Below are 24,632 nucleotides of genomic sequence, written 5' to 3'. Positions count from 1 at the left end.
CACGGCGGTTTGCGGGCATCATGCCAAGGCGGGAGGACGCCTCAATGGTGGCCGAAGTCCTTGCGCGCGATCGGCACAGTACGGACCTTCGTGTACTGGAAGACAGGCATCGCCTTGACGGCGTCGCGGGTCGCGCCCGCCCACACCAGCTTGCCGTTCACGTAGTCCAGTTGCGACATGGGAATCGCGACATCGTGCACCGACACGCCAAGGAACTGATGTGCCGCAACGATTGCAAACGACGCGGCGTTATCAGGCGCGATGATGATGTCGTGCAGCGCGCCCACTTTCTCGCCGTTGTCGTTGTAGATGCTCTTGCCCAGCAAACTCTTCTTGGCGCTCCAGCCTTCAATGATCAATTGAGCCTGCTCGACGCTGATGCCGATGGGTTGCGCGCCCGCCACCTGTGCGCTCGCGGATTGACACATAGCACCGAAGGTCGATGCCGCCACGAATACCAGTGCCCACTTGAGCTTCATATTGTTTCTCCAAAAGACCAACCGGTTGAAAATGCCCGCTCGCTGCCTACCCATTCGCACGCTCGCAGCCGCGTGACGGCTCGAATGCATTGCGCTGTCCCGGAGTTTGGCGTCATTTCGGCCGGCCTGTTTTCGAATTCGCACGGCGTCGGCTGCATAGTCGCTCAACCGCCCCTGCGGGCGCCCCTTCTCCCGGTCAATCCACGCTTCGTGGCTGCAGCGTCACGGTGCAGGTCATTCCCATGGCAAGCTTGATATCCGCAGGAATCCGGTCGAGATGTACCCGCACTGGAACCCGCTGTGCGAGCCGCACCCAGGTGAAGATCGGGTTGACGTCGGCAAGCAGATCGCTGCCGGTCGGGTTGTCGCGGTCGGCTATACCGCTTGCCAGACTTTCCACATGGCCCTGGATCTCCTTTCCGCCCGACATCAGTCGCACCAACGCCCGGTCGCCGACATGGACCTTCGGCAGCTTGGTTTCTTCGAAATAGCCGTACACCCAGAAGGAATGCGAGTCGATCAGCGCCATGCGCGCCGTACCGGCTGTGGCGAAGTCGCCGGGATACAGATTCAGATTGGTGATGAAGCCATCCGAAGGCGCTCGAACCTCGCTGCGCGCGAGGTTCAACGCCGCCGTCTGCCGCGCGACCCCGGCTGCCTTATACGCGGCCTGAGCGGCGTCATACGCGGCTGCGTCGGCGGCGAAAGACGAGCCCGACTGCCTCGCAAGCGAAGCCGAATCGGCCCGGCTTTCGTCGGAGATGACATCGCCGGCCAGATTAGCCCGGCGCGCGGCCTGCGCACGCTTCATCGCAAAACTGGATTCGCTGGCGGCCATCTGCGCCTTCGCTTGCGCGACCTGAGCCTCGGCTCTCAGCAGGTCGGCGTCGGCTTGCGCCAGCGCATAGTGGAATCGCGCCGGATCCAGAATGAACAGAATGTCGCCTTTGCGTACCCACTGATTGTCCTTGACCCGCACCTCGGCGACGAGGCCGGAGACGTCGGTGGCGACCTGCACCACGTTCGCCCGTACCCTGCCGTCGCGCGTCCACGGAGAAAACATGTAGTCGAGCCATAACAGGCGGACCAGCACGACCGCCACGGCGAGAGCCGTGAGCGTAAACACCGCGCGTAAGATCGATTGCTTGTTTATCGTCATTTGTAGGGGTCGGCGGTCGTTGATTTCATGGTCTCTCCCAGGCTAGCGTTCATCGCCATAAAAGCAGCGACGCGCCGCTGAACATGGCGGCGAACAGCGCGACGCGGAACAGGCTGGGGTGCCACGTATAGCGATATAGCCCCAGCTTCGCCAGAATCAGGTCGATCACGACGAAGCTCACCGCGCACACCGCGAGGATCGGCAGCAGTCCGGGCAGCAGCAGGGAAAAGAAATCAATCTCGCCCGGCACGTTGCGCTCCTTCAAAAGCGGAACCGGTCTGCTCCGGCGTGTATCCGCCGCCTAGCTCCTTCATCAGCAGCGCCCAGGCGTCGAGTTGCCCGGCCTGGATGTTCGCGAGGTTTTCTTCCTGCTGTAGCTGAACGTTCTGTGCCGCCAGCACGTTCAGGAATTCGGAGATGCCGCTGCGATAGCCGGCGTCGGCGAGCCGGAACGAGCGACGCGACGACTCCAGCGTGCTTTGAATCGATGCCTGCTGCTGCGCCAGCGAGCGCAACGCCACGACCTGCACGGCGACAGCCTGCATCGCGTTCACGACACTCTGGTTGTAGGCGTCGACTGCGGCGTCGCGAGACGCGACGGCCACGCCATACTGGCCCCGCCGGCGTCCACCGTCGAAGATCGGCAGTGAGATTGCCGCTCCGACGCCATGGCCGACACCGTTGCTGTCGATGAAATTGAAGAAGCCGCCGAAGGTCGCAGCCGAGCCGAGCGACGCGGTCGCTATCAGGTTGATGTCCGGATAGAAGTCGGCATGGGCGGCGTCGATGCCTTTGTCCGCGCCCAACACTCGCCAGCGCGCGGCAACGACGTCCGGCCGGTGCCCGATCAGTTCGGCCGGCAGCGATGCCGGCAGCGCAACCGGTACGCTCAGCGCCAGCGCGGGCCGGCGCAGTGCCTCGCCGTAGCCGGGGCCCTTGCCCGCCAGACCGGCAATCTGGATGCGACTCAACGCGAGTTGCTGCTCCGCCTGCTGTACCCGCGTGGTGCTGGTCTGGAACTGCGTCGCAGCCTGGCTCACTTCCAGCTGGCTGCCGACGCCCGCGCGCCAGCGGCGGGTCGCAATGTCGAGCGTGCGCTGCTGTTCCTCCTGGACCGCGCGATAAACGTCGAGCAGCGCGTATTGCAGCGATAGATGCACATAACTGCGTACCACCGCGGTCTGCAATTCGATTTCGGCGAAGCGCGCGTCCGCGGCAGCAGCCCGCACGTTGTCGAGCGCGCCCTCGCGCAACGCCCGTGTCTTGCCCCATAGATCGAGGTCGAACGACAGGTCCGCCTGAACGCTGTTGCTCCACACGGTTGTTCCGCCGGGCGGCGCAGGCGTCGTGTAGCGCGCGTAACGCCTGCGCTCGAAAGTGCCGCCAGCGTTGAGTTGTGGCAGTTCGTCGGCACCGGCGATCTGCGCCTGATAGCGCGCCGCCTCGGCCCGCTCTTCGACCGTGCGCAAGCCGGGGTTGCCGGCGGTGGCGTCTCGCACGAGCGCGTCGAGTTGCGGGTCGTTCCAGCGCTGCCACCAGCGATCGGTTGGCCAGTTCGCGTCATGTTGCGTAGCGCTCAGCGCGGCGCCCGGATCGAGTGATGCGGGATCGATCATCGACTCGCGCGTATGGATGCCGCCGCTGTTGATGCATCCGCTCAGCAGCAGCGCAGACGCAAGCGCCACGACCGGCGAGCGGCATGCCGCGCCAAACGACAGGCAGCGCGCCGTCATGCTGGCTTACCCACGTTGTGCCAGAAGGACAACGTACCGTCCTGCAAGGTCAGTTCGGTGATATGCAGCAGTGCGCGCATCCGGCAGCGCGTGAGCATCGCCGCATCGACCGTGATGTTCGGCACAAGCGGGAGCGCTTCGAGCGCTTCCACGGTCGCGGCGAGCGCGGCATCTGCGGCCTGCGGCGAGCACTGCGCGAATACATTGGCGGTTGCCGTTAGCCACGCCTGCTGGACAGCGGGCCACTTCGCCGGCAGCGTTTCGCCGAGTTTGGCCGTGTCGAGCCGCACTTGAATCATCGCCCGGCCGATTTCGAGCGCTGCGAACGCCCAGCCGATCAGCCGGCTGCGATCCACACGGGCATCCGCGGGCGCCGACGCGATCTCGACGATGAAATCGCGCAGGTTCAATTCAAAAGTGAAAAGCAGGTCGTCCAGTGCACCGTCGCGCGCGCCCGTCGCGACCAGCGCGCGTATCTGCTTCAGATACTGAGCCGTGATCCAGTCTCCCGCACGCGGCACAATGACTGAGAACGCAACAGCCGCAGTGCCGATGCCGACGAGCAACGCAAACCCGGTGTCGAGATAAGCGCTCGGGTTATAAACGGTGGGATTCGAAATATTCACGATGAAGCAGAAATACAGACTGAAGCCGAGCCCGAGAATCGCGGTTTTTGGAAACGTATTCAGGTAACTGCCCACCATCACGAAAATCGCAATCGACAGGGCGAGCAATTCAAAAGTGTCGAAGTGCGGTAACAGAAGGAAGTTGAATGCGAAGCCGGCCGCCCAGCCGAGCAGGCAACCGACGAAAATCTGCCGACTCGCAATCGTCGGATTGGGCACTAGCGCGAACAGCGAACTGGTGATGGCGACCGCGACAATCGCGCTCGATCCGCCGAGCCAGCCGGACGCGAGCCACGCCGCCGCGACCACCGACACCGCAGCGGCAGCGCGCACGCCGGCAATCAGCGCGGCGACGCGATTAGCGGTTGCACGTGTGCGGCCAAAACCGCCGAGCGCCTGAATTACCGATTGCGGCCACGGGCGCCCGTCCGTCGTGCGTATCTGCAGATAGCTGCTGCACAACACACGAAGGTCGGCAATCGAGAAAAACAACGCGGCCCCAGTGGTCGCAACGAACTGCCGTTGATGCGGCGACAGGTCCGCCAGCGACGCGAGCGTCCCGCTCAGCCGCGCGGGCAGAGCCTGCTCGAACGCGGCGAGCCGGCTGCACAATGCCTGCACCTGGTCGAGCGTGACGATCTGCGGTTGAACCGGGTCCGGCACGATGGCGAGCAACGCGTCGATCAGTTCGTCGACCGCGGCCACGGCTCGCGGATGCGCGTTAGCCGAAGCGCGCGTTTTCAGTTGATGCAGCGCGTGAATCCACGCGACCATGTCGAGAAAGCTTCGATCGAGCGCCAGCAAGACTTGGTGTTGGAGCCGGATCGACGGATCCTCGAATAACGCGCCGCTGCGCAGGCTTTCGATACCGGCCCGCTCGCCGATCAGATCGACAAACGGTTTGAACCCGGCGCTTGCGGACGCCCGTCCAAGCATTGTGTGCAGCGCTTCGAACAATTCGGAAAAGTTTTTGCTGCCCGCCGCAAGGAGCGCCGGCGTGACCCGCCGGGGGAACACGAGCGCGCTCACCAGGCAGGCACTGATTACGCCGATCACGACTTCGCTGACCGTGAACACGACGTTGTCGAACACGCCATACGGGTTGGACCAGGCCGGCATCGCCGTGATGGCCGTGCCGTATCCCGTCAGGACGAAACCGTACGACTGGAAGTTGCGATAGTACGACGCACCGAAAACGCAGACGCCGATCCACGTTGCCAACGCAAGAAAGAACAGCAGCGGCTGCTGCGGAAACAGCGCGACGATCACGAGGCCGGCAAAGCTGCCGCACACCATACCGAGGCCGCGATAAAAGCCTCGCGCGATGACCATGCCGCTCTGCTGATGCATCATGACGATGACGCACGAGACCATTGCCGTGCCGGGCGCGCGAAGCTCGAGTCGCATGCATAGCCCCATTGCAAGCGTCACCGCGACCGCAACCTTGGCGATATGCAAGAAGCGCGGCCCGTCGTCTTTCAAGTACGCCGTCAACTCGTCCCGCCATCGCGGGAGAACGACGCTGTCCGTCTGCACATTCATGGCTTGTTCTTCGGGCGTGGGCTTCGGGAGCGTTGATTTTCCGCGCGGCCCTGACTAGCGCCGCGCCGGGCCATATCACGCATCTAGCTTGCGATAGACGGACCGCCGCGATTTGCGCAAATGCACTCTTTTTGTCTATGCGACGTTCAAGAGAAAGCGGCCGGTAGCGGCCGCTTTCATGTGACGCCTGTTACGCGTACGGCTAGCGCAGATTGGTCCGTGCCAGCTCGACGATCTCGTCGCCCCGGCCGTTCAGGATCGCGCGCATCATGTACAGACTGAAGCCCTTTGCCTGCGCGAGCTCGATTGTTGGCGGCATGGCGAGTTCGTGTTTGGAGACGACGACGTCGACCAACGCCGGCCCAGGATGCGCAAACGCCTGCCGCAACGCGCCCGCTACGTCTTCCGATTCCTCGACGCGAATGCTGAAGATGCCGGCGCCCTTCGCGATTGCCGCGAAATCGGTCTTGCTCAGATCGACGTTCGTGTCGAGATAACCGCTCGCCTTGAGTTCCATCGAAACGAATCCAAGCAGGCTATTGTTGAACACCACGACCTTGATCGGCAGATCGAGCTGGCGGGCGGTGAGCAGATCGCCCAGCATCATGGACAATCCGCCGTCGCCCGAGAGCGAGACCACCTGCCGCCCAGGGTTCGCGCCTTGCGCGCCCAGCGCCTGCGGCATGGCGTTCGCCATGGACCCGTGGTTGAACGAACCGTGCAACTGGCGCTTGCCGTTCATGGTCAGGTAGCGGGCGGACCAGACCGTGGGCGTGCCGACGTCGGCTGTGAAGATGGCGTCGTCGCTCGCGGTCTCGTCGATCATCTTCGCCAGGTATTGCGGATGGATCGGGCGGCCCGCGCCGGAAGGCGTCGCCAGATCGTCGAGACCCTTGCGTGCCGACGCATAGTGCTTGCGGGCGTTTTCCAGGAAGCCACGGTCCGCTTTACGTTGCAGCCTGGGTAGCGTGGCGGCTACGGTTTCCTTCACGGTACCAACGAGTCCGAGTGCAAGCGGCGCCCGGTGTCCGAGTTGCGAGCCCTTCCAGTCGATCTGGATGACCTTCGCGTCAGCCGGATAGAACGGACGATAGGGAAAGTCGCAGCCAAGCAACAGTAGCGTGTCGCACGACATCATCGCGTGATAGCCCGAACTGAAGCCGATCAGCCCCGTCATGCCGACATCGTAGGGATTGTCGTATTCGATGAACTGCTTGCCGCGCAGCGCATGAACCACCGGGGCGCCGAGCGTGTCGGCCAGTGCGACGACTTCGTCGTGCGCACCTTGCACGCCGCTGCCGCACATGATCGTCACCGCGTCGGAATCATTAAGCATTTGCGCAAGCCGGTCCAGATCCGCCTCGGCCGGGAGGATGCGCGCCGGTGCACTGTCGACCCACGCAGGTGTTTCCGTCGGCCCTTCGCTCAGCGCGACATCGCCGGGCAAGACGATGACGGCCACGCCGCGTTCCTCGATCGCGGTGCGCATTGCGCGCGCCAGCACACGCGGAAACTGGGACGCGGACGAGACCAGCTCGACGTAATGGCTGCATTCCTTGAACAATTCCTGCGGATGGGTCTCCTGGAAGTAGCCAGTGCCGATTTCCGTCGACGGAATGTGCGCCGCAATGGCGAGCACCGGCTGATGATTGCGATGGCAATCGAACAAACCGTTGATCAGATGCAGGTTGCCCGGTCCGCAACTGCCCGCGCATACGGCGAGACGCCCGCTCGAAGCCGCGTCCGCGCCGGCCGCGAAGGCGGCCGCTTCCTCGTGACGCGTGTGCATCCAGCGGATCGAGCCAATCTGGTCGAGGCTGTAGGCCAGCCCATTCAGACTGTCGCCGGTCACGCCCCAAATCCGCTCGACGCCTGCCGCGGCGAGACTGCCCGCAAGATATGCGGCGATCGTGTTGCTAGCCATATTTGACTCCTTTCTCGCAAGATGAAGATCGACTGGGCGCCGAACTCGAACGCGCGTCCGGACCGACGCGAATGCGCCCCCGCGTGCGGAGGCAAATGCTTTCAGACCTGTCCAACATTATGTGAGTTACGGCCAGATGTCCTGAAACGCATCTAAAAACTACTTAATTACCCGGGCAGAATTGTGTCTGCCGCCCGGCGGCACGAGGCCCCACCTATACCTCCGGATTAGATGGCTGAATGCATTGATGATCCTGGCACCCGTTTGTGGTGATGGTGCGCGCTTGCTGCCAAACGTATTGTTCTCTCAACGGGCGACATTGAATGCCCGGCTCAATCTGATCGGGAGGCGAAGCGGTTATGGACAGAATCTTCAGCATGCGCGTGTTCTCGCGAGTCGCGGAGACCGGCAACTTCAGCGCAGTGGCAAAACATATGGACTGCAGCGCCGGCAACATTTCGCGCGCGGTGGTATCGCTCGAAGAACATCTGCACACGCGGCTCCTGCAAAGAACGACACGCAGCGTGTCGCTGACGGAATGCGGCGAACGCTACTACCACCGTTGCAAGAAGATTCTGGCGGATCTCGACGCGGCCGAGGCGGAAGCGAGCAATGCGCACACCCTGCCACGCGGCAGATTGCGCGTTCACGCCGTTCCGGATATTGGGCTGAAACAACTGACGTCGACGATCGTCGAATATCGCGAGGCATTCCCGGCTGTCTCCGTGGACCTGAAACTGCTGCCGCGCATGGCCAATTTGATCGAAGACGATTTCGACGTGTCGATCGTATCGGCGTCGACGTTGCCGGACTCTCGCAATATCAGCAAGCTGATCGGGCAGTGCGAACGCATTCTCGTGGCCGCGCCCGAATATCTCGCACGGCATCCCATCGCCGCAGAGAAAGACCTCGCAAATCACACGCTCATGCAAGTCAGCTCCGCGTTCGACGCGCCGCCGGAGTGGCCAGCGGACACGGCCGGCAATGCAGTCGGTACGGAGCTGGCCGGGCATTTCATCGTCAACAATATGCAGGCGCTTCGGATCGCATTGCTCGAAGGCGCGGGCGTGGGTGCGGTGCCGACTTATTCGGTCGCGGAAGACATCAAGGAAGGCAAGCTCGTTCAACTCTTCCCCGGTTATCCACTGGAAAACGTGAATGTGTTCGCTATTTATCCGTCGCGCCAGTACGTCGATGCGAAGGTCAAAACGTTCGTTGAATTTCTCACCACCTCGTTGCGGCAGAAACTGGATGTGCAGGCTGCACGCTTGCAGCCGGGGCGGCCGGTGCAGACCGTTAGCGGGCAACAATACGCCGCGTTGCAGTAAGTCGGCGTGATGCCGACAACCTGCGCCTGAAGTATCGAAGCGGACGTATCGAAGCGGACGTATCGAAGGCGAGGCGGAATCCAGACTTCAACCGGAAGCGGCCTACACGTTCGCGCGCTCTCCTTTCGCGGACAAGTCCGGGCGGCGCGCCGGGTCGAATACCTGGCGAACGTAGCTCGACATGGCGACCGATCCGGCAACTGCGATCAATACTGGAATCATGAACTCTGGCGACGGCCGGGTGAACTCGAAGATCAATGCGATTGCCGTCAACGGAACGCGCATCGACGTCGCAAGAAACGCCGCCGCTCCGATCACAGCGAACGCGCCCAACGGCGCACCAGGCCACCACGCCGACCAGACACTGCCCAGCACGATGGCGAACAATGCGCCGTTGCACAAGCCGGGCGTCAGCAGTCCGCCTGCCGCGCCGGCGCGCAGACTCGTCCACGTTATCAGCACGCGAAGCACGAGCAGAACAGCGGCGAACTGCAACGTGAGCGAGCCGTCGAACCCTACCTGCGCCGGTCCCTTGCCGTTACCCAGCAACAGCGGGAACTTGATGGCGAGCAACCCGATGCAGAGAAAGTTAACCGCGCACAGCAGCACCAGTCTGCTATCGCGCGGCGCGCGGACGCGCGCATGGTCGGTGAGCTTTGTGAACTGCCAGGCCGCGAGGCCAATAAGCGGTCCCGCCAGCGCCGACCAGACGATCAACGAAGCGGTGCACGCGTAATGCGGCACGTCGTATTGTGGAAAGTCGCCGAGACCGGCTCGCGCGATGAACCCCGCGATCGCCGAAGTGACGACAGCCGGCACAACGGCTCGCCAGCCGATAGTGAAAAGCAAGCCTTCCAGCACATAAACCGCACCCGCGACCGGCACGTTGTAGACGGCGGCCAGGCCCGCGCCGGCGCCACACGCGACCATGATTCTGGATTCGGCCACCGTGAGTCCGGCGAACGACGTCAGTCTGCCCGCCAGCATCGCGCCGATTTCGCGAGGCGCGACTTCCCGCCCCAACGGCGAGCCCAGCGCGACGGTCACAATCTGCAGCAATGCGTGGCAGACAGTCGCAAAAACGGGCATGCGCGGATCGTCGCTCCTCACCGCTCGCGCGATGCTCACCAACGGTCTGCACCAGCGATAGACCGCCCACCAGCCGACACCCGCGACCAGCCCGCAGAGCGCGAGCATTTCCACTCGCCGTGAGCGGCTCGCAGCCGTCACGCCCTGTTGAAAGCTCTCCTTGCTGAAGATCGTTTCGACGCTGTAGCCGTAGGCGACATGCTGAACCGTATGCAACAGCGCGGCGAGACCCAGCCCGGCCACGCCGCCGGCTACCCCGATCAGAACCACTACTGCGGCCCAGCGCAACGAATGCCCCATGGAGCGCGATTCAGGTAGTGGATGCATGTGGATGGTTCGAGATAAAGGATTCAGAAACCGGCGTGCGTGCCGGTTAAATAGAGGCCCATTCTACCGATGCGGTTGTGATGCAGCCTGTAGAAAACGCACTGAATCTTCGTATAGGAACGCCTGGAAAAGTACCGTTGATTGCTGCGTCGGCGCTCAACCTTCCAGCGCCATCTGAAGCCGGGCTTCGAGAAACTGCACGAGCGCACGCACCTTGCTCGAATGACGTCGATTCGGCAGGTACGCCGCATACACGATTGCGTCGCCCTGATGAGGGCTTGCATCGAAGTTTTCGAAGAGTCGCATCAAACGTCCCGCACGAATCTCGTCGCCGACGAGCCATTCCGGCAGTAACGCCACCCCCCGTCCTGCAAGAACCGCTTCGTGAAGGATATCGAGGCTGTTGGATAGCAGATGGCCTCGCACCTCGACACGCTCTTCGACGCGCCCTTCAACCGACTCGCGCCGGAAGGTCCACACCTGCCGCGAACGATAGCCGCCGCCGTATGCAATTCGAAGGCACTCGTGCGAGGCGAGCGCGTCTGGAGTCGGCGGGGTGCCGCAACGGGCCAGATAGTCGTGGCTCGCTACGACATAACGCGGGTTGTCCGTCAGTTTGCGCACGATCAGGTTGGCGTCGCGATCGGGCAGACCGATGCGAATCGCGACGTCGATCCGGTCGAGCGCGAGGTCGGAGAAGTGATCCGCAACGACGACGTCGAGAAACACGCGAGGATTGGCGCACAGAAACGCCGCGAGGTGCGGGGCAAGCCGCAACCGGCTGTAGGTGGACGGCACCGATATGCGCAGCGCCCCCACCGGCGAGGCGCCGCTGTCGAACACGCTCTCGTCCGCCTCGGCCAGATCGTCGAGCACCTTGCCCACCTGTTCCACATAAGCAATGCCGGCGTCCGTCAGGCTCACCTTGCGCGGCGTGCGAGTCAGCAAAGCAGTGCCTAACGAGGCTTCGAGTGAATCCATGAGGCGCGTAACCGACGAGGTCGCCACTCCAAGACGCTGTGCCGCCTTCGAAAAGCCGCCCGCATCGGCAACTTCGAGCAATGTGGTGAGAGCGAGGAGTTTATCCATATTTGAGCCAATCGACGTTTCATTGCGCCCAGCGCAACGCGAGATTGCATTTTAGGCCCATTCCGCCACCACTGCGCAACGCCTATGCTGCATTCCTACCATCGTGAGAGGTGCAACATGCAAACCGTCGATATCGAGGTCAATTACGACTTCATTTGCCCGTGGTGCTGGATCGGTCAACGCAACCTTGCCGCCGCTCTCGCGGATTCGGGCCTGGCTCACGCGGTTTCGATCCGCTATGTGCCGTTCGAATTGAATCCGTCGATGCCGGTCGCAGGAATGGACCGGCGCGCCTATCGCAGCAGGAAGTTCGGTAGCTGGGCGCATTCGCAGGCAATGGACGCGCAGGTCGCGGCCGCCGGACTGACAGCCGGCGCGCACTTCGACTACAGCCGGGTGTTGCTGACACCGAACACGCGTCTCGCGCATCGTCTGATGCAGTTCGCCCAGGACCGCGACCAACCGAACACGACAGCGGCGCTCTACGAGGCCATCTACCGCGCCTATTTTTTCGAAGGACGCGACATCGGCCCGCTCGACACGCTTGCTGCAATTGCCGCCGCGCATACCTTCGACGAACAGGCGGTGCGCGCGTATCTGCTGTCGAACGCAGGCGAAGAGCAGATCGACGCTGCGCGCGCTCGGGCCGACACACTCGGCATACAGGCAGTGCCGACCACCGTGATCGAAGGCGAAACAGTGAGCGGCGCACAGCCAGCCGCCGTCTTCGCGCATGCGCTGCGATCCGCGGCGCTGAGGAGCGCAGCATGAGTTCCGCTTCCGGACTTCGCGCCGTGATCATTGGTGGTTCGCTCGGCGGTCTGCTGACGGCCGCAACGTTGCGCGCGGTGGGTTGGCACGTGGACGTGTTCGAGACGTCGCCGAATGAACTCGAAAGCCGCGGCGGCGGCGTTGTGCTGCAGCCCGACGTACTGGAGGCGCTCCACTTTGCCGGCGTCGAATTGCCCGACCCGCCCGGCGTCGCTTCGGGCGAGCGCATCTATCTCGACCGGCATGACGACATTGTCGAGAAGCTGCACATGCCGCAGATGCAGACGTCGTGGAGTCTGCTGTATCGCGCAATGAAGAACGCACTGCCGGCTGAACATCTTCATGCTGGCGAAGCCTTCGTCAACTATCGCGTGCAGGGCGAGCAAACCATCGCGCTCTTTGAAAGCGGCCGCCATGAAGAGGCGGATCTGCTGATCGGCGCCGACGGTATCCGCTCGACGGTGAGAGGCCGCCTGCTGCCTGAAGTGGTGCCCGCGTACGCAGGTTATGTCGCCTGGCGTGGACTCGTCCAGGAACGCGATCTGCCGGTTCACGCGGCCGACATGCTGCGTGAGCGCTTTTCGTTCCAGCATGGCGACGGCCATTCGGCGCTGTCGTACCTGATACCCGGCGACGATGATTCGACGGTGGCCGGAGAGCGTCGCTGGAACTGGGTCTGGTACCGCAAATACAGCCGCGCGCAGCTAGACGCGCTGCTCATGGACCGTGACGGCGTGGCGCGGTCGTTCTCGTTGCCACCTGGCTCGACGAAGCGTGCGGACATCGCCCAGTTGCGGGACGACGCGAGGCTCATGATGGGCTCGACATTCCGCGCGCTGATCGATGCGACCGACGAGCCGTTCATGCAGCCCATCGTCGATCTGCGCGCTCCGCAGATGGTCTTCGGCCGCGCCCTGCTGCTCGGCGACGCCGCTTCGGTGCCGCGTCCGCATACTGCGGGCAGCACGGCAAAGGCCGCTTCCAATGCACACGCGCTGGCGCTCGCGCTGCGCTCGGCACAGCAAAGCGGCGACTCGATCGATTCGGCGCTCAAGCGTTGGGAGACCCAGCAATTAGAGCGCGGCAGGCGCATGACGGAGCTGGGCATATCGCTTGGCAACCGGCTAATGAACATCTCGCGCTGATTTTCGCTTTCCCTATTTCGTTACCCCAGTTCAAGGAGCTGTCATGTCAACCGAGGCATCTGTTGCCACTCCCGGCACGAGTACCGTCAAACTAACGCGATCGCTGATCGCGCTGTTCGCATTCTGCTGCGGCGCGATCGTCGCCAACCTTTATTACGCTCAGCCGATCACCGAGCTGATCGCCCCGGACATTCACATGTCCTCCAATACGGCGAGTCTGATCGTGTCGTTGACCCAGATCGGCTACGCGCTCGGCCTGTTCTTTCTCGTGCCGCTCGGGGATCTGCTCGAGAACCGCAAGCTGATGATTACGACCGCGCTCGTGTCCATCGCGAGTCTGGGTGCCGCGGCGTTCGCGCATCAGCCGGGCTGGTTCCTCGGTATCTCGCTGCTGGTCGGCTTCAGTTCCGTAGCCGTGCAGATCCTCATTCCGCTTGCCGCCCATCTTGCGCCCGACGAATCGCGCGGCAAGGTAGTCGGCACGATCATGAGCGGCTTGCTGCTCGGCATCCTGCTGTCCCGTCCGATCTCCAGCGTGATAGCCGGTCATTTCGGCTGGCGCGCCGTGTTCGGCTCCGCCGCCGTTCTCATGGCACTGGTGACTGGCGTGCTTGCACTGACCATTCCGCGCCGCCAGCCGGAACATAAGGCCACCTACTTCGAGTTGATCGGCTCGCTTGCGCATCTGCTGCGCACCATGCCCGTTCTGCGTCACCGTTCGTTGTACCAAGGGCTGATGTTTGCTTCGTTCAGCCTGTTCTGGACCGCCATTCCCGTCGAGTTGACGCGGCATTTCGGGCTGTCGCAAACGGCAATCGGCATCTTCGCGCTAGTCGGCGCAATCGGCGCGACGTCCGCACCGGTCGCAGGACGCCTTGCCGATGCCGGGCACACGGTCCGCGCCACGTTGATCGCACTCGTGGTCGGCGCGCTTGCCTATACGCCGGCCTTGATCCATCCGGCGTGGGGCGTGTTCGGCCTCGTCGCGACGGGAATCATTCTGGACTTTGCCGTGCAGATGAACATGGTGTTGGGTCAACGCGAGATCTACGCGTTACACGCAGCGAGCAGGAACCGTCTGAACGCGCTGTATATGACGAGCATCTTCGTCGGCGGCGCTTCCGGTTCCGCACTCGCAAGCCCGCTGTATCAGCACGGCGGCTGGCCGCTGGTCGCGGCAGTGGCCACGGCCTTCCCCGTCGTCGCATTGATTCATTACCTCGTCATCGGACGGCCGCACGCCGCACGCAACGCATAAGCCGATCTTGCAGAGATGCGAGTTGCCGCCGGGCCGAGCGCACATGCCGACCGGCTTAACAAAAATTCAGCGCGATTTCAGGAATAAGCGCGGCACTGCGAATACGCTACTGCGTGCAGTGCCGCGTCTGAGCAACACCCGATCGTGCAAAAGGAATAGAACATGTCTTCCCAATCGTCCCTGCTGAACAGCTACGACCTGAATGGCCTGAGCCTGCCTAATCGCGTGGTCATGGCGCCCATGACGCGTTCGCGCGCACCCGTGCGTGGGCTGCCAAACGAAATGATGGCGCAATACTACGCACAGCGCGCGTCGGCCGGACTGATCATTACCGAAGCGACGAATGTCAGTCCCGCGTCGGCTGCATTCGAACTCACGCCGGGCATCATGACCGCTGAGCAGATCGAAGGCTGGCGCATGGTCACGAGCCGCGTGCATGCCGCCGGCGGTCGCATCTTCATGCAGCTCTGGCACGTCGGGCGTGTCAGTTCATTCACGCTGCTCGAAGGCGACGTGCCGCTGTCGCCCTCCGGCGTGAATGACGACCTGGAACGCTTGCAGGTGTGGGCGCAATTGCAGAACGGCCACTACACGCGCATTCATGCGACGCCGTCGCGCGCGATGTCGCTGCAGGAAGTCAGATTCGCGATCGATGCGTTCAGGCAAGGCGCGGTCAACGCGATCGCCGCAGGATTCGACGGTGTGGAAGTGCACGCGGCAAATGGTTATTTGCCGCATCAGTTCCTCTCGTCCACAACCAATACCCGCGACGACCGCTACGGCGGATCGATTGCAAAGCGGGCCAATTTCCTGCGCGATGTACTGACGGAAATCGGCACGGCGGTTCCGCTGAACAAGGTCGGCGTGCGCATCTCCCCGTACGCGCATTACAACAACGTTCGCGACACCAACCCCGACGGCACCTACGACTACGTCGGCGCGATGCTCGACGAATTTGGCGTCGCGTATGTGCATGCGGCTGATACGAACGGCTGGAGCGGCGCACCGGACTTGCCGCGCATTATCGAACGCACTCGCAAGGTTTTCGACGGCACGTTGATGGTCAACGGCGGCATTGACATCGACCGGGCCGACGCGTTGATCCGCGCTGGCGACGCCGATCTCGTCGCGTTCGGCCGCGCCTACATTGCGAACCCGGATCTCGTCGCGCGGATTGCATCGGCAACACCGCTCGCGGCGCCGAAATCGGCCGGCTGGTATGGCGGCGGCGAGAGCGGCTATATCGACTATCCGTTCGGCAGCAGCGCCGGCCACGGTGCGCGACCCGGTGCTGCTGAAGCCTGACAGCGCATCTATCAGGGTATGCGCCAACGCATACGCTAAGGCATCCGAAGTTTTGCAATCAATCCATTTGAAAAGGGCGTGTGAATGACTCCAGGACCCAGATTGCTGTGGGGAACCGGCGGGGCCGTCGTGGCCGTGCTGGCTATCGCCGCGGCCTTGATGTGGAAGCCGGCCATCGCGCCGGTCAGTGCGCCGCCAGTTGCATCGTTCGACGCACAGACGAAGCTCGCCGGCGCGCGCGTGGTGGCGCTAGGCGATTGCATCGTCTGCCACACCGCCAGGGGCGGCCAGCCGTTCGCAGGCGGCCTGCCACTCGCGACGCCCTTCGGCACGATCTACTCGACGAACATTACGCCCGACGTCGACACGGGTATCGGCAACTGGTCTCTTGAAGCATTCACGCGCGCGATGCGCCACGGCGTCGCCCGTGACGGGCATCTGCTCTACCCCGCGTTTCCTTATATTCACTTTACCCGCATGTCGGACGGAGACATTTCGGCCGCCTACGCGTATCTGATGACGCGCGAGCCGGTGAAGGAAAACGCGCCGGCCAACGAGCTGATCTTTCCTTTGAACTTCAGGCCTCTGCTCGCTTTCTGGAACATCTTGTTCCTGCGCCCCGGCCCCGAAGCGGCGGACGCAACCAAAGATGCGCAGTGGAATCGCGGCAAGCTCCTCGTCGATGGCCTGGGTCACTGCGCGTCGTGCCACTCCCCGCTCAATCCTATCGGCGGAGAAAAGGCGGGCCACGCGTTCGACGGTGGCATCGTGGACGGATGGGAAGCCCCCGCGCTCAATGCTCTGGGTGCTGCGCCCAAGCCCTGGACGCAGGGGCAACTGGTGACCTACCTGCGCACCGGCCGGGCCCGCGAGCATGGCGCCGCAGCCGGGCCGATGCTGCCCGTCACGCGCGATCTGGCCACCGTGCCGGAGCAGGATGTGCAGGCTATCGCCACCTACATCCTGTCGATCCAGAAGCCGCGGCCCGCCGATGCAAGGCCGGTGGTCACCACGTCGCTTCCAGCCGAAGCGCAAAGGGGCGCCGTGCTGTTCGCTGCGTCGTGCGCGCAATGCCATGGTCCGCAAGCGCCGATGCAATCCATCGGAGAGCGCCCGAGTCTCGCGCTCAGCACGGCCGTCAATGCCTCGACGCCGCGCAACGCGATCCAGATGATCCTTGGCGGCATCGACTGGCATGGCGAAGATGCACTCAACTACATGCCCGCCTTCGCACAGATTTACAACAACAGGCAGGTCGCCGACCTGGCGTCGTACATTCGCGCGACCTACTCGCAGCGCGGCCCGTGGGACGACGTCGAAGAGTCGGTAGCTAAAGTCAGAAAGGAGAACGACGCGCGATGATCACCCTAACCGTCAATGGCGTGCAGCACTCGCTCGATATCGATCCGTCCACCCCGTTGCTGTATGCGCTGCGTAACGACCTGCATCTGCATGGCGCAAAGTTCGGCTGCGGGCTCGGACAATGCGGAGCCTGCACGGTTATCGTGGGCGATCAGGCCGTGTTTTCGTGCCTGATTCCGGTCTCGTCGATCGGTGCGCGGCCGGTTCGCACCATCGAGAGCCTCGGCACCGTCGAGCACCCCGGAGCGTTGCAGAAGTCGTTCATCGATCACCAGGCGGCGCAGTGCGGCTACTGCATCGCAGGCATGATCATGCGCGCGCAGGCTCTGCTCGATCGCAACCCGCGGCCGACCGAGCGCGAAATGCTCGAGCACATGGAGCCCAACCTTTGCCGTTGCGGCACGCACCTGCGAATCCTCGCCGCGATCCGAGAGGTTGCGCATCTGCCCGCCGGCGGCACGCTCACGAACGAACCGTTACACACGGCGAGCCGCGGAGGCGCGCAATGAGCGGCAACGACGAAAAGATCGATGAAACGCGCCGCCGCTTCATGATGTCCGGCGCGCTGATGGTGAGCTTCAGCATGTTGCCGGGCGTCAAGGCAATGGCGCAGGAAGTGATCGCCGACGAAGGCGCCGCCGTACATATCGGCAAGGCAACGCAAGCGCTCGCAGGCAGCCTGAAGACCAACCCGTATCTCGACGCCTGGATCAGGATCGACGCGGCGGGCAAGGTGACCGTACATACAGGCAAGGTGGAACTCGGCACCGGCGTGCGCACCGCGCTGTTGCAGGTCGCGGCGGAAGAACTGGACATGGCACCTTCGCTGATCACGTTTCTGACAGCCGATACCGGCGCGTCGCCGGACGAAGGCCTCACCGCCGGCAGCCACACGATCGCCGATAGCGGCAGCGCACTGTTGAACGCCGCAGCCCAGGTGCGCGGTCTGCTGGTCGACGCGGCAGCGACGCACTTCGGCGTGCAGAGCGGCGAACTGATCGCCCGCAACGCAGTGATCAAAGCGCCGGATGGCCGCGCCATGACGTATGGCGAAGCGGTCCGTCTTGTGGATCTGCATCGGGTGGCTACGCCGACTTCACCGCTGAAGGACCCGGCGAAGTTCGACGTGATCGGCACCTCGCTGCAGCGGCTGGATATTCCCGCGAAGGTCACCGGCCTCCCAAGCTATGTCCAGGACATGACGATGCCCGGCATGCTGCACGCACGCGTCGTCATGCCGCCCGTCTATGAGGCGAAACTGCTGGAGACCAACGCGCCCGAGATTCTGAAGATGCCGGGAGTGGTCAAGGTGGTTCGCAACGGCAGCATGCTCGCCGTGGTTGCGAAAGGTGAATGGCAGGCCGTGCAAGCACAGCGAGCGCTGTCGGCGGGTTCCAGATGGACTGCCGGCCGCAGTTTGCCCGATCCGTCTACGGTGCATCGCGACCTGAAGCAGATTTCAACCGAACACATCGAGATCGCCAACGTTCATACGCCGGCCGGAACGCCGGCCAAAACATTGAGCGCGAAGTACAGCAAGCGCTACATGATGCACGGCTCGATTGGACCGTCGTGCGCGGTGGCGCTGTATAAAGACGGCGCGATGACCGTCTGGACGCATTCGCAAGGCGTGTATCCGCTGCGCGACGGGCTCGCCGAAATGCTGTCGATGCCAAAGGAAAAGATTCGCTGCATCCATGTCGAGGGGTCCGGCTGCTACGGCCATAACGGCGCCGACGACGTGGCCGCGCACGCGGCGTTGATCGCACGCGAGATGGACGGCGCACCCGTGCGCGTACAGTGGATGCGCGAGCAGGAACACACGTGGGATCACTTCACGCCTGCAATGGTCACAGAGGTCAGCGCGTCGCTCGATGCGGGCGGCACTATCGTCGACTGGAATTACTCGCTGTGGAGCAGTTCCCACAATGAACGTATCGTCAACGCGGGGCGGCTCATTCCCGCGCAGATGCTGGAAAAACCGTTCGCGCCGGCGCCGTCGGTGCCGATGGTGCAACCCGAAGGCGGCGGCGACCGCAATGCGATTCCGCTCTACGCATTCCCCAACATGCATGTGATGAACAACTTCTCGCCGACCATGCCGCTGCACACTTCGGCCATGCGTTCGCTGGGCGCGCACATGAATGTGTTCTCGATCGAAGCCACCATGGACGAACTCGCCGCGGCCGCTGGCGCCGATCCGGTGGCGTTCCGGCTCAAGCATATGCAAGATCCGCGCGCCCGTGACGTGATCGAGCTAGCCGCGCGTCGCTTCGGCTGGCCCCGACCGCCGCGCAAGCGAAATCACGGCGTGGGCTTTGCGTTCGGGAAGTACAAAAATCTGATGGCGTATGTCGCGATCGCCGTCGAGGTATCGGTCGTGCCCGAGACCGGCCAGGTCAGGCTCGAACATGCGGAGGTAGCCGTGGACTCGGGCCAGATCGTGAATCCTGATGGCATCCGCAACCAGATCGAAGGCGGCGTCATTCAATCGGCGAGCTGGACACTTTACGAGGAGCTGCAGTTCGATACATCGAGAATTCGCAGTTTCGACTGGAGCAGCTACCCCATTCTGCGGTACTCGGCGGCGCCGCACAGCGTCAACGTGCATTTAATCGACCGGCCGGGCGCGCCGTTTCTCGGCGCGGCAGAAGCATCGATGGGTCCGACCGCGGGCGCGATCGCCAATGCGTTATTCGATGCGACCGGCAAGCGGCTGCGCGACATGCCGTTGGCCGGAGAGAGTTTGCGTCGGCAGATCGACGCCTAGAACATTCACCACCGGCACGGCGTTGCGCGCTGGATGGTGCAGCAGTGGCCGACACGATCGCCTGACGCACTGCACGTTATCTGCTGAACGACCGGCGGCTCACTACTAAACGTGACCGCCCGCTAGTTCACGGAAAGGCGCTTAGGGCGACGGAAGCGTCGGCAGAAGACTCAAACGTCTTCCTGCCGCAATGCGCCTGCTATCCAGCGTTCCTCCGACGCTTTGAGATGCGTCCGCATCGCCGTCTGCGCCGCGATCGGATCGCCCGACTGCAGCGCTTTCAGGATTTCTTCGTGCTCCCTTACCGCGACCGACCACGTTTCGGTGCTTTCTGAGTGGTCACGAATTGCCGCAGCGATCGGGTCATGGCGGCTATCGAACATTTCGGCAACGAAGCGGCTCAGCACTGAATTGCCCGCCGTCTCCGCGATCAGCATATGAAACTGCCGGTCCGCATCGACTGGCGACTTTCCGGCAGATGCGAGGCGTTTCATTCGCTCGACCGTGCGTCGCAGCCTGTCGAGCGTGGCCGCCGAAAGTTTGCCGGCGGCCAGTACGATCACTGTCCCTTCTATTGCCGCTCTGGCCTGCATTAATTCGGACGGACTTTCGCCCAGAGCCGGCACCGCGTTGTCACCGCCCTCGTCCGGAGCGCGCACGTACACGCCCGACCCCATCCGTATCTCGATCTGGCCGCCGATTTCGAGCGCAATCAATGCTTCGCGCAATGAAGGGCGTGAGACACCCAGCGTATTGGCAAGCTCGCGCTCGGGCGGAAGACGTGCGCCAGGCGCCAGTTCGTCCTTTCGAATGAGAGAAAGGATCTGCGTGGCCACAGATTGGTAAAGCCGCTTTGGTTCAGTTTGCTTCATTGTTAAAAATGTCCTGTCGACGAGCCGCGAAACGGACCGCAGCAAAGTCTAGCATGGGGCCTGATGGCCTCGGCAGGCCAAGCAACAGCATCGCCGCCGGGGTTTTCCCTACTGGAATGAACAGTTCTGAAATTCTACATTGGCTTGACCAAACAGCCGTTTGTGCGTTTTAATCTGCCCAAATTGGACTGACCGCTAGCCCGGCTTTCGACGGGTCGAACGGTGAAGTTCTGAACATATTGGAGACGGGATTGACAGAAGCGACCACGCAGCGGAGGCCGGGCCGTGAGCCCGATGTGCCGGCACCTCGGGAAATCCTGCAACTCAAGGGTGTAAGCAAGCGATTCCCCGGTGTCGTGGCGCTCGATGGCATCGATCTCGATCTGCGCTCCGGAGAGGTACACGCCGTCTGCGGAGAGAACGGCGCGGGCAAATCGACGCTGATGAAAATCATCAGCGGCCAATATCACGCGGACGACGGCGTCATTTGCTACGAGGGCAAGCCGGTACAGTTCGCCTCCACCTCGGACGCGCAGGCTGCAGGCATCGCGATCATCCACCAGGAGTTGAACCTGGTGCCGCACCTGTCGGTCGCGGAGAACATCTACCTTGCGCGCGAACCCAAGCGCGGCCCGTTCGTCGACTACCGCACGCTGAACGCCAACGCGCAGCGCTGCCTGCAGCGCATCGGACTGAACGTGTCGCCAACCACATTGGTCGGCGCCCTCTCGATTGCGCAGCAGCAGATGGTGGAGATCGCAAAGGCGCTCTCGCTGGATGCACGTGTGCTCATCATGGACGAGCCCACGTCGTCGCTGACCGAATCCGAGACGGTTCAACTCTTTCGCATCATCCGCGAACTGCGCGCCGACGGCGTAGCGATTCTCTACATCTCGCATCGGCTCGACGAGATGGCGGAGATCGTGGATCGCGTCACCGTGTTGCGCGATGGCCGCCATATCGCAACGAGCGATTTCGCATCGACCACTATCAACGAAATCGTGGCCCGGATGGTGGGACGCGCGCTCGACGACGCCTATCCGCCACGCGAGTCGGTTCCGACGGAACAGGTCCTGATGCGGGTGCGCGATCTGCAGCGGACCGACACGTTCGGCCCGCTCTCGTTCGACCTGCGCAAGGGCGAGATTCTCGGTTTCGCGGGCCTGATGGGCGCGGGGCGCACCGAAGTCGCCCGCGCGATCTTCGGCGCGGAGCGGCTCGACTCCGGCTCGATCCAGCTGGGCGACACGCCCGTGACGATCCGCTCGCCGCGCGAGGCTATTCGCCACGGGATCGCCTACCTGTCGGAGGACCGGAAGAAAGACGGCCTCGCACTGTCGATGCCGGTGGCCGCAAACATCACGCTGTCTAATGTCCGCGCTATATCGTCGCGTGGCTTCCTGCGTTTTTCGGAAGAGACGGCTATTGCCGAGCGCTACGTTCGCGAACTCGCGATCCGTACACCGACGGTGAAGCAGATCGCACGGAATCTTTCTGGCGGCAACCAGCAGAAGATTGTTATCAGCAAATGGTTGTACCGCGGCTCGCGCATCCTCTTTTTCGATGAGCCGACGCGAGGCATCGACGTCGGCGCGAAGTACGCCATTTACAAGCTGATGGACCGGCTGGCCGCGGACGGAGTCGGCGTTGTCCTGATCAGTTCCGAGTTGCCCGAACTGCTCGGCATGACCGATCGCATCGCCGTGTTTCACGAGGGGCTCATTACCGCGGTACTCGAGACCAGACAGACCAGTCAGGAGGAGATCTTGCACTACGCATCCGGGAGAAGTCATGCTTGAAATTACATCGGGCCGCACGCAGGCCCTGGACAAACAGGCACGACAGCGCCGTCGCGATCTGATACAGAAATTCGCCGCGCTGGGTAGCCTCGTAGTACTGATCGTCGCATTTTCGCTCACCAGCGCTGCATTTTTCTCCGTCGGCAACCTGATGACGGTGGCGCTGCAGGTCACGTCCATTGCGTATCTCGGCGTGGCCGCAACGTGCGTCATCATCACCGGCGGCATCGACCTGTCGGTTGGATCGGTGCTGGCGCTGGCGGGTGTTGCGGCCGCCCTGCTCGTCAAGGCCGGCGTACCGGTACCCGTCGCGATGGCGGGCGGCATGCTCGTCGGCGCCGCCTGCGGCTGGGTCAACGGCATCTGCGTGACGCGCATGGGGCTGCCTCCGTTCATCGCAACCTTGGGCATGATGCTCGTTGCTCGCGGTCTCGCGCTGCAGATCACAGGCGCAAGACCCGTCTCCGGACTCGGCGACGCCTTTGGCGAACTGGGCAACGGCGCCCTCTTCAAGGTCTCTCATATCGGCGCTGACGGCTTTCCCGACACGGTCTTCCCAGGCATTCCCTATCCCGTCGTCATCATGGTGATTTTATTCGTGGCGGTTTCTGTTCTGCTGTCGCGAACCTCGCTCGGCCGTCACATCTACGCGGTGGGATCGAACGCTGAAGCCGCGCGGCTTTCCGGCGTCAACGTGCAGGGCGTCAAGCTCTTCACCTATGTGCTGTCCGGATTGCTGGCAGGCGCTACCGGTTGCGTACTGATGTCGCGCCTCGTCACCGCCCAGCCGAACGAAGGCGTGATGTACGAACTCGACGCCATTGCAAGCGCAGTGATCGGCGGCACGTCATTGATGGGCGGCGTCGGCACGATCTCCGGCACCGCCATCGGCGCATTCGTGATCGGCGTGCTGCGCAACGGCCTGAACATGAACGGTGTATCGAGCTTTATCCAGCAGATCATCATCGGTGTCGTGATTCTCGGCACTGTATGGATCGACCAACTCCGAAACCGGAAGTTGTAATCAGAAGACGAAGTCCAGACCACAATCAAGGAGCGAGACATGAAAAAGGTATCCGTGCTGGCTGCGGCCGCAGCAATGTGTGCAATGTTCAGCGCGTATGCGCAGGCGGCGGGCGGCGAAATTGCAGTAATCGTGAAGACGGCGAACTCCAACTACTGGCAGAACGTGCAGAAAGGCGCGACCGCCGCGATGGCCGACGCGAAGGGCTACACGATGACCTTCCAGGGTCCCGCAGCCGAATCCGCCATCGCCGATGAAGTCAACATGGTCGAGAATGCCGTGAACCGGCATGTCGCGGGCATCGTGCTGGCGCCGTCCGACCCCGATGCACTCGTTCCCGCCATGAAGAAAGCGTGGGAAGCCCATATTCCTGTCGTGCTGATCGACTCGACGGTGTCCGATGCCGGCAAGCAGTACTACCAGTCGTTCCTCTCTACCGACAACGTGAAAGCCGGCGAACTCTGCGCGAAGGCCATGATCGACCGGGTTGGACAGACTGGCAAGGTCGCGGTCATGTCGTACGTGCCGGGTGCAGGCTCGGAAGTGGGCCGTGTCGGCGGCTTCCGCAAGTACATCGCGGCGCATTCGAAGCTGCAACTGGTGGGTCCGTTCTACTCGCAGTCGCAGATGGCAAATGCCCTGAATCAGACGACCGACGTGCTGTCTGCCAATCCCGACCTGAAGGGCATATTCGGCGCGAACGAGCCGACCGCCGTGGGGATGGGACGCGCTCTTCAGCAGTCCGGAAAAGGCGGCAAGGTCATTGCAATCGGCTTCGACGGCAATCAGGACCTGCAAGGCTTCGTTCGTGACGGCACGATTCAGGCCATTGCGGTTCAAAGCTCTTATCAGATGGGCTACAAGGGCATCCAGACCCTCGTCAACGTCATTGAACGCAAGCCCGTTTCGAAGCAGGTGGACACGGGCGTCATGATGGTCGAGAAACAGAACCTCGACTCGTCCGAAGCAAAGAACGTTCTCTATTGACGAACGGGCCGGCGCAGCGGTTTTTAGAAGCCGTTCGCCGGCA

Annotated in this window: 20 protein-coding genes; 11 read left to right on the top strand and 9 right to left on the bottom strand. The window is 62.8% G+C overall.

The annotated features are described in order from the left end of the window. Window positions 1-41 precede the first annotated feature (41 nt). The 6 genes from SB753_RS17170 to poxB all read right to left on the bottom strand — a co-directional run bounded on the left by SB753_RS17170 (window position 42) and on the right by poxB (window position 7,463). Complete coding sequence (locus tag SB753_RS17170) at window positions 42-479, bottom strand: PRC-barrel domain-containing protein (protein WP_020068440.1); 438 nt, start codon at window positions 477-479, stop codon at window positions 42-44. Window positions 480-675: 196 nt separating this feature from the next. Then, window positions 676-1,638: a biotin/lipoyl-binding protein gene (locus SB753_RS17165; protein WP_410800932.1), complete on the bottom strand. Its 963-nt coding sequence runs from the start codon at window positions 1,636-1,638 to the stop codon at window positions 676-678. A gap of 49 nt (window positions 1,639-1,687) precedes the next feature. After that, window positions 1,688-1,903, bottom strand: coding sequence for a DUF1656 domain-containing protein (locus SB753_RS17160; RefSeq protein WP_251031296.1), 216 nt, complete (start codon window positions 1,901-1,903; stop codon window positions 1,688-1,690). After that, on the bottom strand, window positions 1,872-3,371 hold the full coding sequence (locus SB753_RS17155) for an efflux transporter outer membrane subunit (protein WP_410800930.1): 1,500 nt from the start codon (window positions 3,369-3,371) through the stop codon (window positions 1,872-1,874). Before SB753_RS17155 ends, SB753_RS17160 begins: the two co-directional genes overlap by 32 nt. Continuing rightward, window positions 3,368-5,539 (bottom strand): FUSC family protein, encoded by a 2,172-nt coding sequence (locus SB753_RS17150; protein ID WP_410800928.1) that lies wholly within the window; start codon window positions 5,537-5,539, stop codon window positions 3,368-3,370. The genes SB753_RS17155 and SB753_RS17150 overlap by 4 nt, the downstream gene beginning before the upstream one ends. 202 nt (window positions 5,540-5,741) lie before the next feature. Then, on the bottom strand, window positions 5,742-7,463 hold the full coding sequence (gene poxB, locus SB753_RS17145) for a ubiquinone-dependent pyruvate dehydrogenase (protein WP_410800926.1): 1,722 nt from the start codon (window positions 7,461-7,463) through the stop codon (window positions 5,742-5,744). A gap of 359 nt (window positions 7,464-7,822) precedes the next feature. Between poxB and SB753_RS17140 the strand changes: the two genes are divergently transcribed. Then, window positions 7,823-8,791, top strand: coding sequence for a LysR family transcriptional regulator (locus tag SB753_RS17140; RefSeq protein WP_410800924.1), 969 nt, complete (start codon window positions 7,823-7,825; stop codon window positions 8,789-8,791). A gap of 102 nt (window positions 8,792-8,893) precedes the next feature. Here SB753_RS17140 and SB753_RS17135 read toward each other — a convergent pair whose 3' ends face one another. Further along, a complete protein-coding gene (locus SB753_RS17135) occupies window positions 8,894-10,207 on the bottom strand; it encodes a chloride channel protein (protein WP_410800922.1) in 1,314 nt (437 codons plus the stop codon). A 156-nt stretch (window positions 10,208-10,363) separates the two neighbouring features. Then, a complete protein-coding gene (locus tag SB753_RS17130) occupies window positions 10,364-11,296 on the bottom strand; it encodes a LysR family transcriptional regulator (protein WP_088175343.1) in 933 nt (310 codons plus the stop codon). Window positions 11,297-11,413: 117 nt separating this feature from the next. Between SB753_RS17130 and SB753_RS17125 the strand changes: the two genes are divergently transcribed. The 7 genes from SB753_RS17125 to SB753_RS17095 all read left to right on the top strand — a co-directional run bounded on the left by SB753_RS17125 (window position 11,414) and on the right by SB753_RS17095 (window position 19,907). After that, window positions 11,414-12,067, top strand: a complete 654-nt coding sequence (locus SB753_RS17125) for a DsbA family oxidoreductase (RefSeq protein WP_410800920.1) — start codon at window positions 11,414-11,416, stop codon at window positions 12,065-12,067. Further along, window positions 12,064-13,212: an FAD binding domain-containing protein gene (locus SB753_RS17120; protein ID WP_410800918.1), complete on the top strand. Its 1,149-nt coding sequence runs from the start codon at window positions 12,064-12,066 to the stop codon at window positions 13,210-13,212. The genes SB753_RS17125 and SB753_RS17120 overlap by 4 nt, the downstream gene beginning before the upstream one ends. A gap of 43 nt (window positions 13,213-13,255) precedes the next feature. Next, a complete protein-coding gene (locus SB753_RS17115) occupies window positions 13,256-14,470 on the top strand; it encodes an MFS transporter (protein WP_088175340.1) in 1,215 nt (404 codons plus the stop codon). A gap of 162 nt (window positions 14,471-14,632) precedes the next feature. Further along, window positions 14,633-15,775, top strand: coding sequence for an alkene reductase (locus tag SB753_RS17110; RefSeq protein WP_410800916.1), 1,143 nt, complete (start codon window positions 14,633-14,635; stop codon window positions 15,773-15,775). An 84-nt stretch (window positions 15,776-15,859) separates the two neighbouring features. Then, a complete protein-coding gene (locus tag SB753_RS17105; RefSeq protein WP_204522880.1) occupies window positions 15,860-17,137 on the top strand; it encodes a c-type cytochrome in 1,278 nt (425 codons plus the stop codon). Further along, complete coding sequence (locus tag SB753_RS17100; RefSeq protein ID WP_020068430.1) at window positions 17,134-17,646, top strand: (2Fe-2S)-binding protein; 513 nt, start codon at window positions 17,134-17,136, stop codon at window positions 17,644-17,646. Before SB753_RS17105 ends, SB753_RS17100 begins: the two co-directional genes overlap by 4 nt. After that, a complete protein-coding gene (locus tag SB753_RS17095) occupies window positions 17,643-19,907 on the top strand; it encodes a molybdopterin cofactor-binding domain-containing protein (RefSeq protein ID WP_410800914.1) in 2,265 nt (754 codons plus the stop codon). The genes SB753_RS17100 and SB753_RS17095 overlap by 4 nt, the downstream gene beginning before the upstream one ends. Window positions 19,908-20,077: 170 nt before the next feature. On the opposite strand, the gene SB753_RS17090 is transcribed toward SB753_RS17095, so the two are convergent. Beyond that, window positions 20,078-20,779 carry a FadR/GntR family transcriptional regulator gene (locus SB753_RS17090; RefSeq protein ID WP_087754384.1) on the bottom strand — a complete coding sequence of 234 codons (702 nt, stop codon included), beginning with the start codon at window positions 20,777-20,779 and terminating at the stop codon, window positions 20,078-20,080. A gap of 251 nt (window positions 20,780-21,030) precedes the next feature. Between SB753_RS17090 and SB753_RS17085 the strand changes: the two genes are divergently transcribed. The 3 genes from SB753_RS17085 to SB753_RS17075 are packed head-to-tail and all read left to right on the top strand — an operon-like array spanning window position 21,031 to window position 24,589. Next, window positions 21,031-22,578: a sugar ABC transporter ATP-binding protein gene (locus SB753_RS17085; RefSeq protein ID WP_027804701.1), complete on the top strand. Its 1,548-nt coding sequence runs from the start codon at window positions 21,031-21,033 to the stop codon at window positions 22,576-22,578. Further along, on the top strand, window positions 22,571-23,602 hold the full coding sequence (locus SB753_RS17080) for an ABC transporter permease (RefSeq protein ID WP_020068426.1): 1,032 nt from the start codon (window positions 22,571-22,573) through the stop codon (window positions 23,600-23,602). Before SB753_RS17085 ends, SB753_RS17080 begins: the two co-directional genes overlap by 8 nt. 39 nt (window positions 23,603-23,641) lie before the next feature. Continuing rightward, on the top strand, window positions 23,642-24,589 hold the full coding sequence (locus SB753_RS17075; protein ID WP_020068425.1) for an ABC transporter substrate-binding protein: 948 nt from the start codon (window positions 23,642-23,644) through the stop codon (window positions 24,587-24,589). The last annotated feature ends 43 nt before the right edge of the window (window positions 24,590-24,632 follow it).

The organism is Paraburkholderia sp. SIMBA_053, assembly GCF_046534895.1.
Lineage (GTDB): Bacteria > Pseudomonadota > Gammaproteobacteria > Burkholderiales > Burkholderiaceae > Paraburkholderia > Paraburkholderia caledonica.
The sequence above is the reverse complement of the archived record's forward strand: the minus strand, read 5'-3'. Positions and strand labels throughout refer to the sequence as shown.

Excerpts from the sequence above, each read along its gene's own strand:
- SB753_RS17170 (WP_020068440.1), bottom strand. The coding sequence starts at position 479 with ATGAAGCTCAAGTGGGCACTGGTATTCGTGGCGGCATCGACCTTCGGT.
- SB753_RS17165 (WP_410800932.1), bottom strand. The coding sequence starts at position 1,638 with ATGACGATAAACAAGCAATCGATCTTACGCGCGGTGTTTACGCTCACG.
- SB753_RS17155 (WP_410800930.1), bottom strand. The coding sequence starts at position 3,371 with ATGACGGCGCGCTGCCTGTCGTTTGGCGCGGCATGCCGCTCGCCGGTC.
- SB753_RS17150 (WP_410800928.1), bottom strand. The coding sequence starts at position 5,539 with ATGAATGTGCAGACGGACAGCGTCGTTCTCCCGCGATGGCGGGACGAG.
- poxB (WP_410800926.1), bottom strand. The coding sequence starts at position 7,463 with ATGGCTAGCAACACGATCGCCGCATATCTTGCGGGCAGTCTCGCCGCG.
- SB753_RS17140 (WP_410800924.1), top strand. The coding sequence starts at position 7,823 with ATGGACAGAATCTTCAGCATGCGCGTGTTCTCGCGAGTCGCGGAGACC.
- SB753_RS17135 (WP_410800922.1), bottom strand. The coding sequence starts at position 10,207 with ATGCATCCACTACCTGAATCGCGCTCCATGGGGCATTCGTTGCGCTGG.
- SB753_RS17130 (WP_088175343.1), bottom strand. The coding sequence starts at position 11,296 with ATGGATAAACTCCTCGCTCTCACCACATTGCTCGAAGTTGCCGATGCG.
- SB753_RS17125 (WP_410800920.1), top strand. The coding sequence starts at position 11,414 with ATGCAAACCGTCGATATCGAGGTCAATTACGACTTCATTTGCCCGTGG.
- SB753_RS17120 (WP_410800918.1), top strand. The coding sequence starts at position 12,064 with ATGAGTTCCGCTTCCGGACTTCGCGCCGTGATCATTGGTGGTTCGCTC.
- SB753_RS17115 (WP_088175340.1), top strand. The coding sequence starts at position 13,256 with ATGTCAACCGAGGCATCTGTTGCCACTCCCGGCACGAGTACCGTCAAA.
- SB753_RS17110 (WP_410800916.1), top strand. The coding sequence starts at position 14,633 with ATGTCTTCCCAATCGTCCCTGCTGAACAGCTACGACCTGAATGGCCTG.
- SB753_RS17105 (WP_204522880.1), top strand. The coding sequence starts at position 15,860 with ATGACTCCAGGACCCAGATTGCTGTGGGGAACCGGCGGGGCCGTCGTG.
- SB753_RS17100 (WP_020068430.1), top strand. The coding sequence starts at position 17,134 with ATGATCACCCTAACCGTCAATGGCGTGCAGCACTCGCTCGATATCGAT.
- SB753_RS17095 (WP_410800914.1), top strand. The coding sequence starts at position 17,643 with ATGAGCGGCAACGACGAAAAGATCGATGAAACGCGCCGCCGCTTCATG.
- SB753_RS17090 (WP_087754384.1), bottom strand. The coding sequence starts at position 20,779 with ATGAAGCAAACTGAACCAAAGCGGCTTTACCAATCTGTGGCCACGCAG.
- SB753_RS17080 (WP_020068426.1), top strand. The coding sequence starts at position 22,571 with ATGCTTGAAATTACATCGGGCCGCACGCAGGCCCTGGACAAACAGGCA.
- SB753_RS17075 (WP_020068425.1), top strand. The coding sequence starts at position 23,642 with ATGAAAAAGGTATCCGTGCTGGCTGCGGCCGCAGCAATGTGTGCAATG.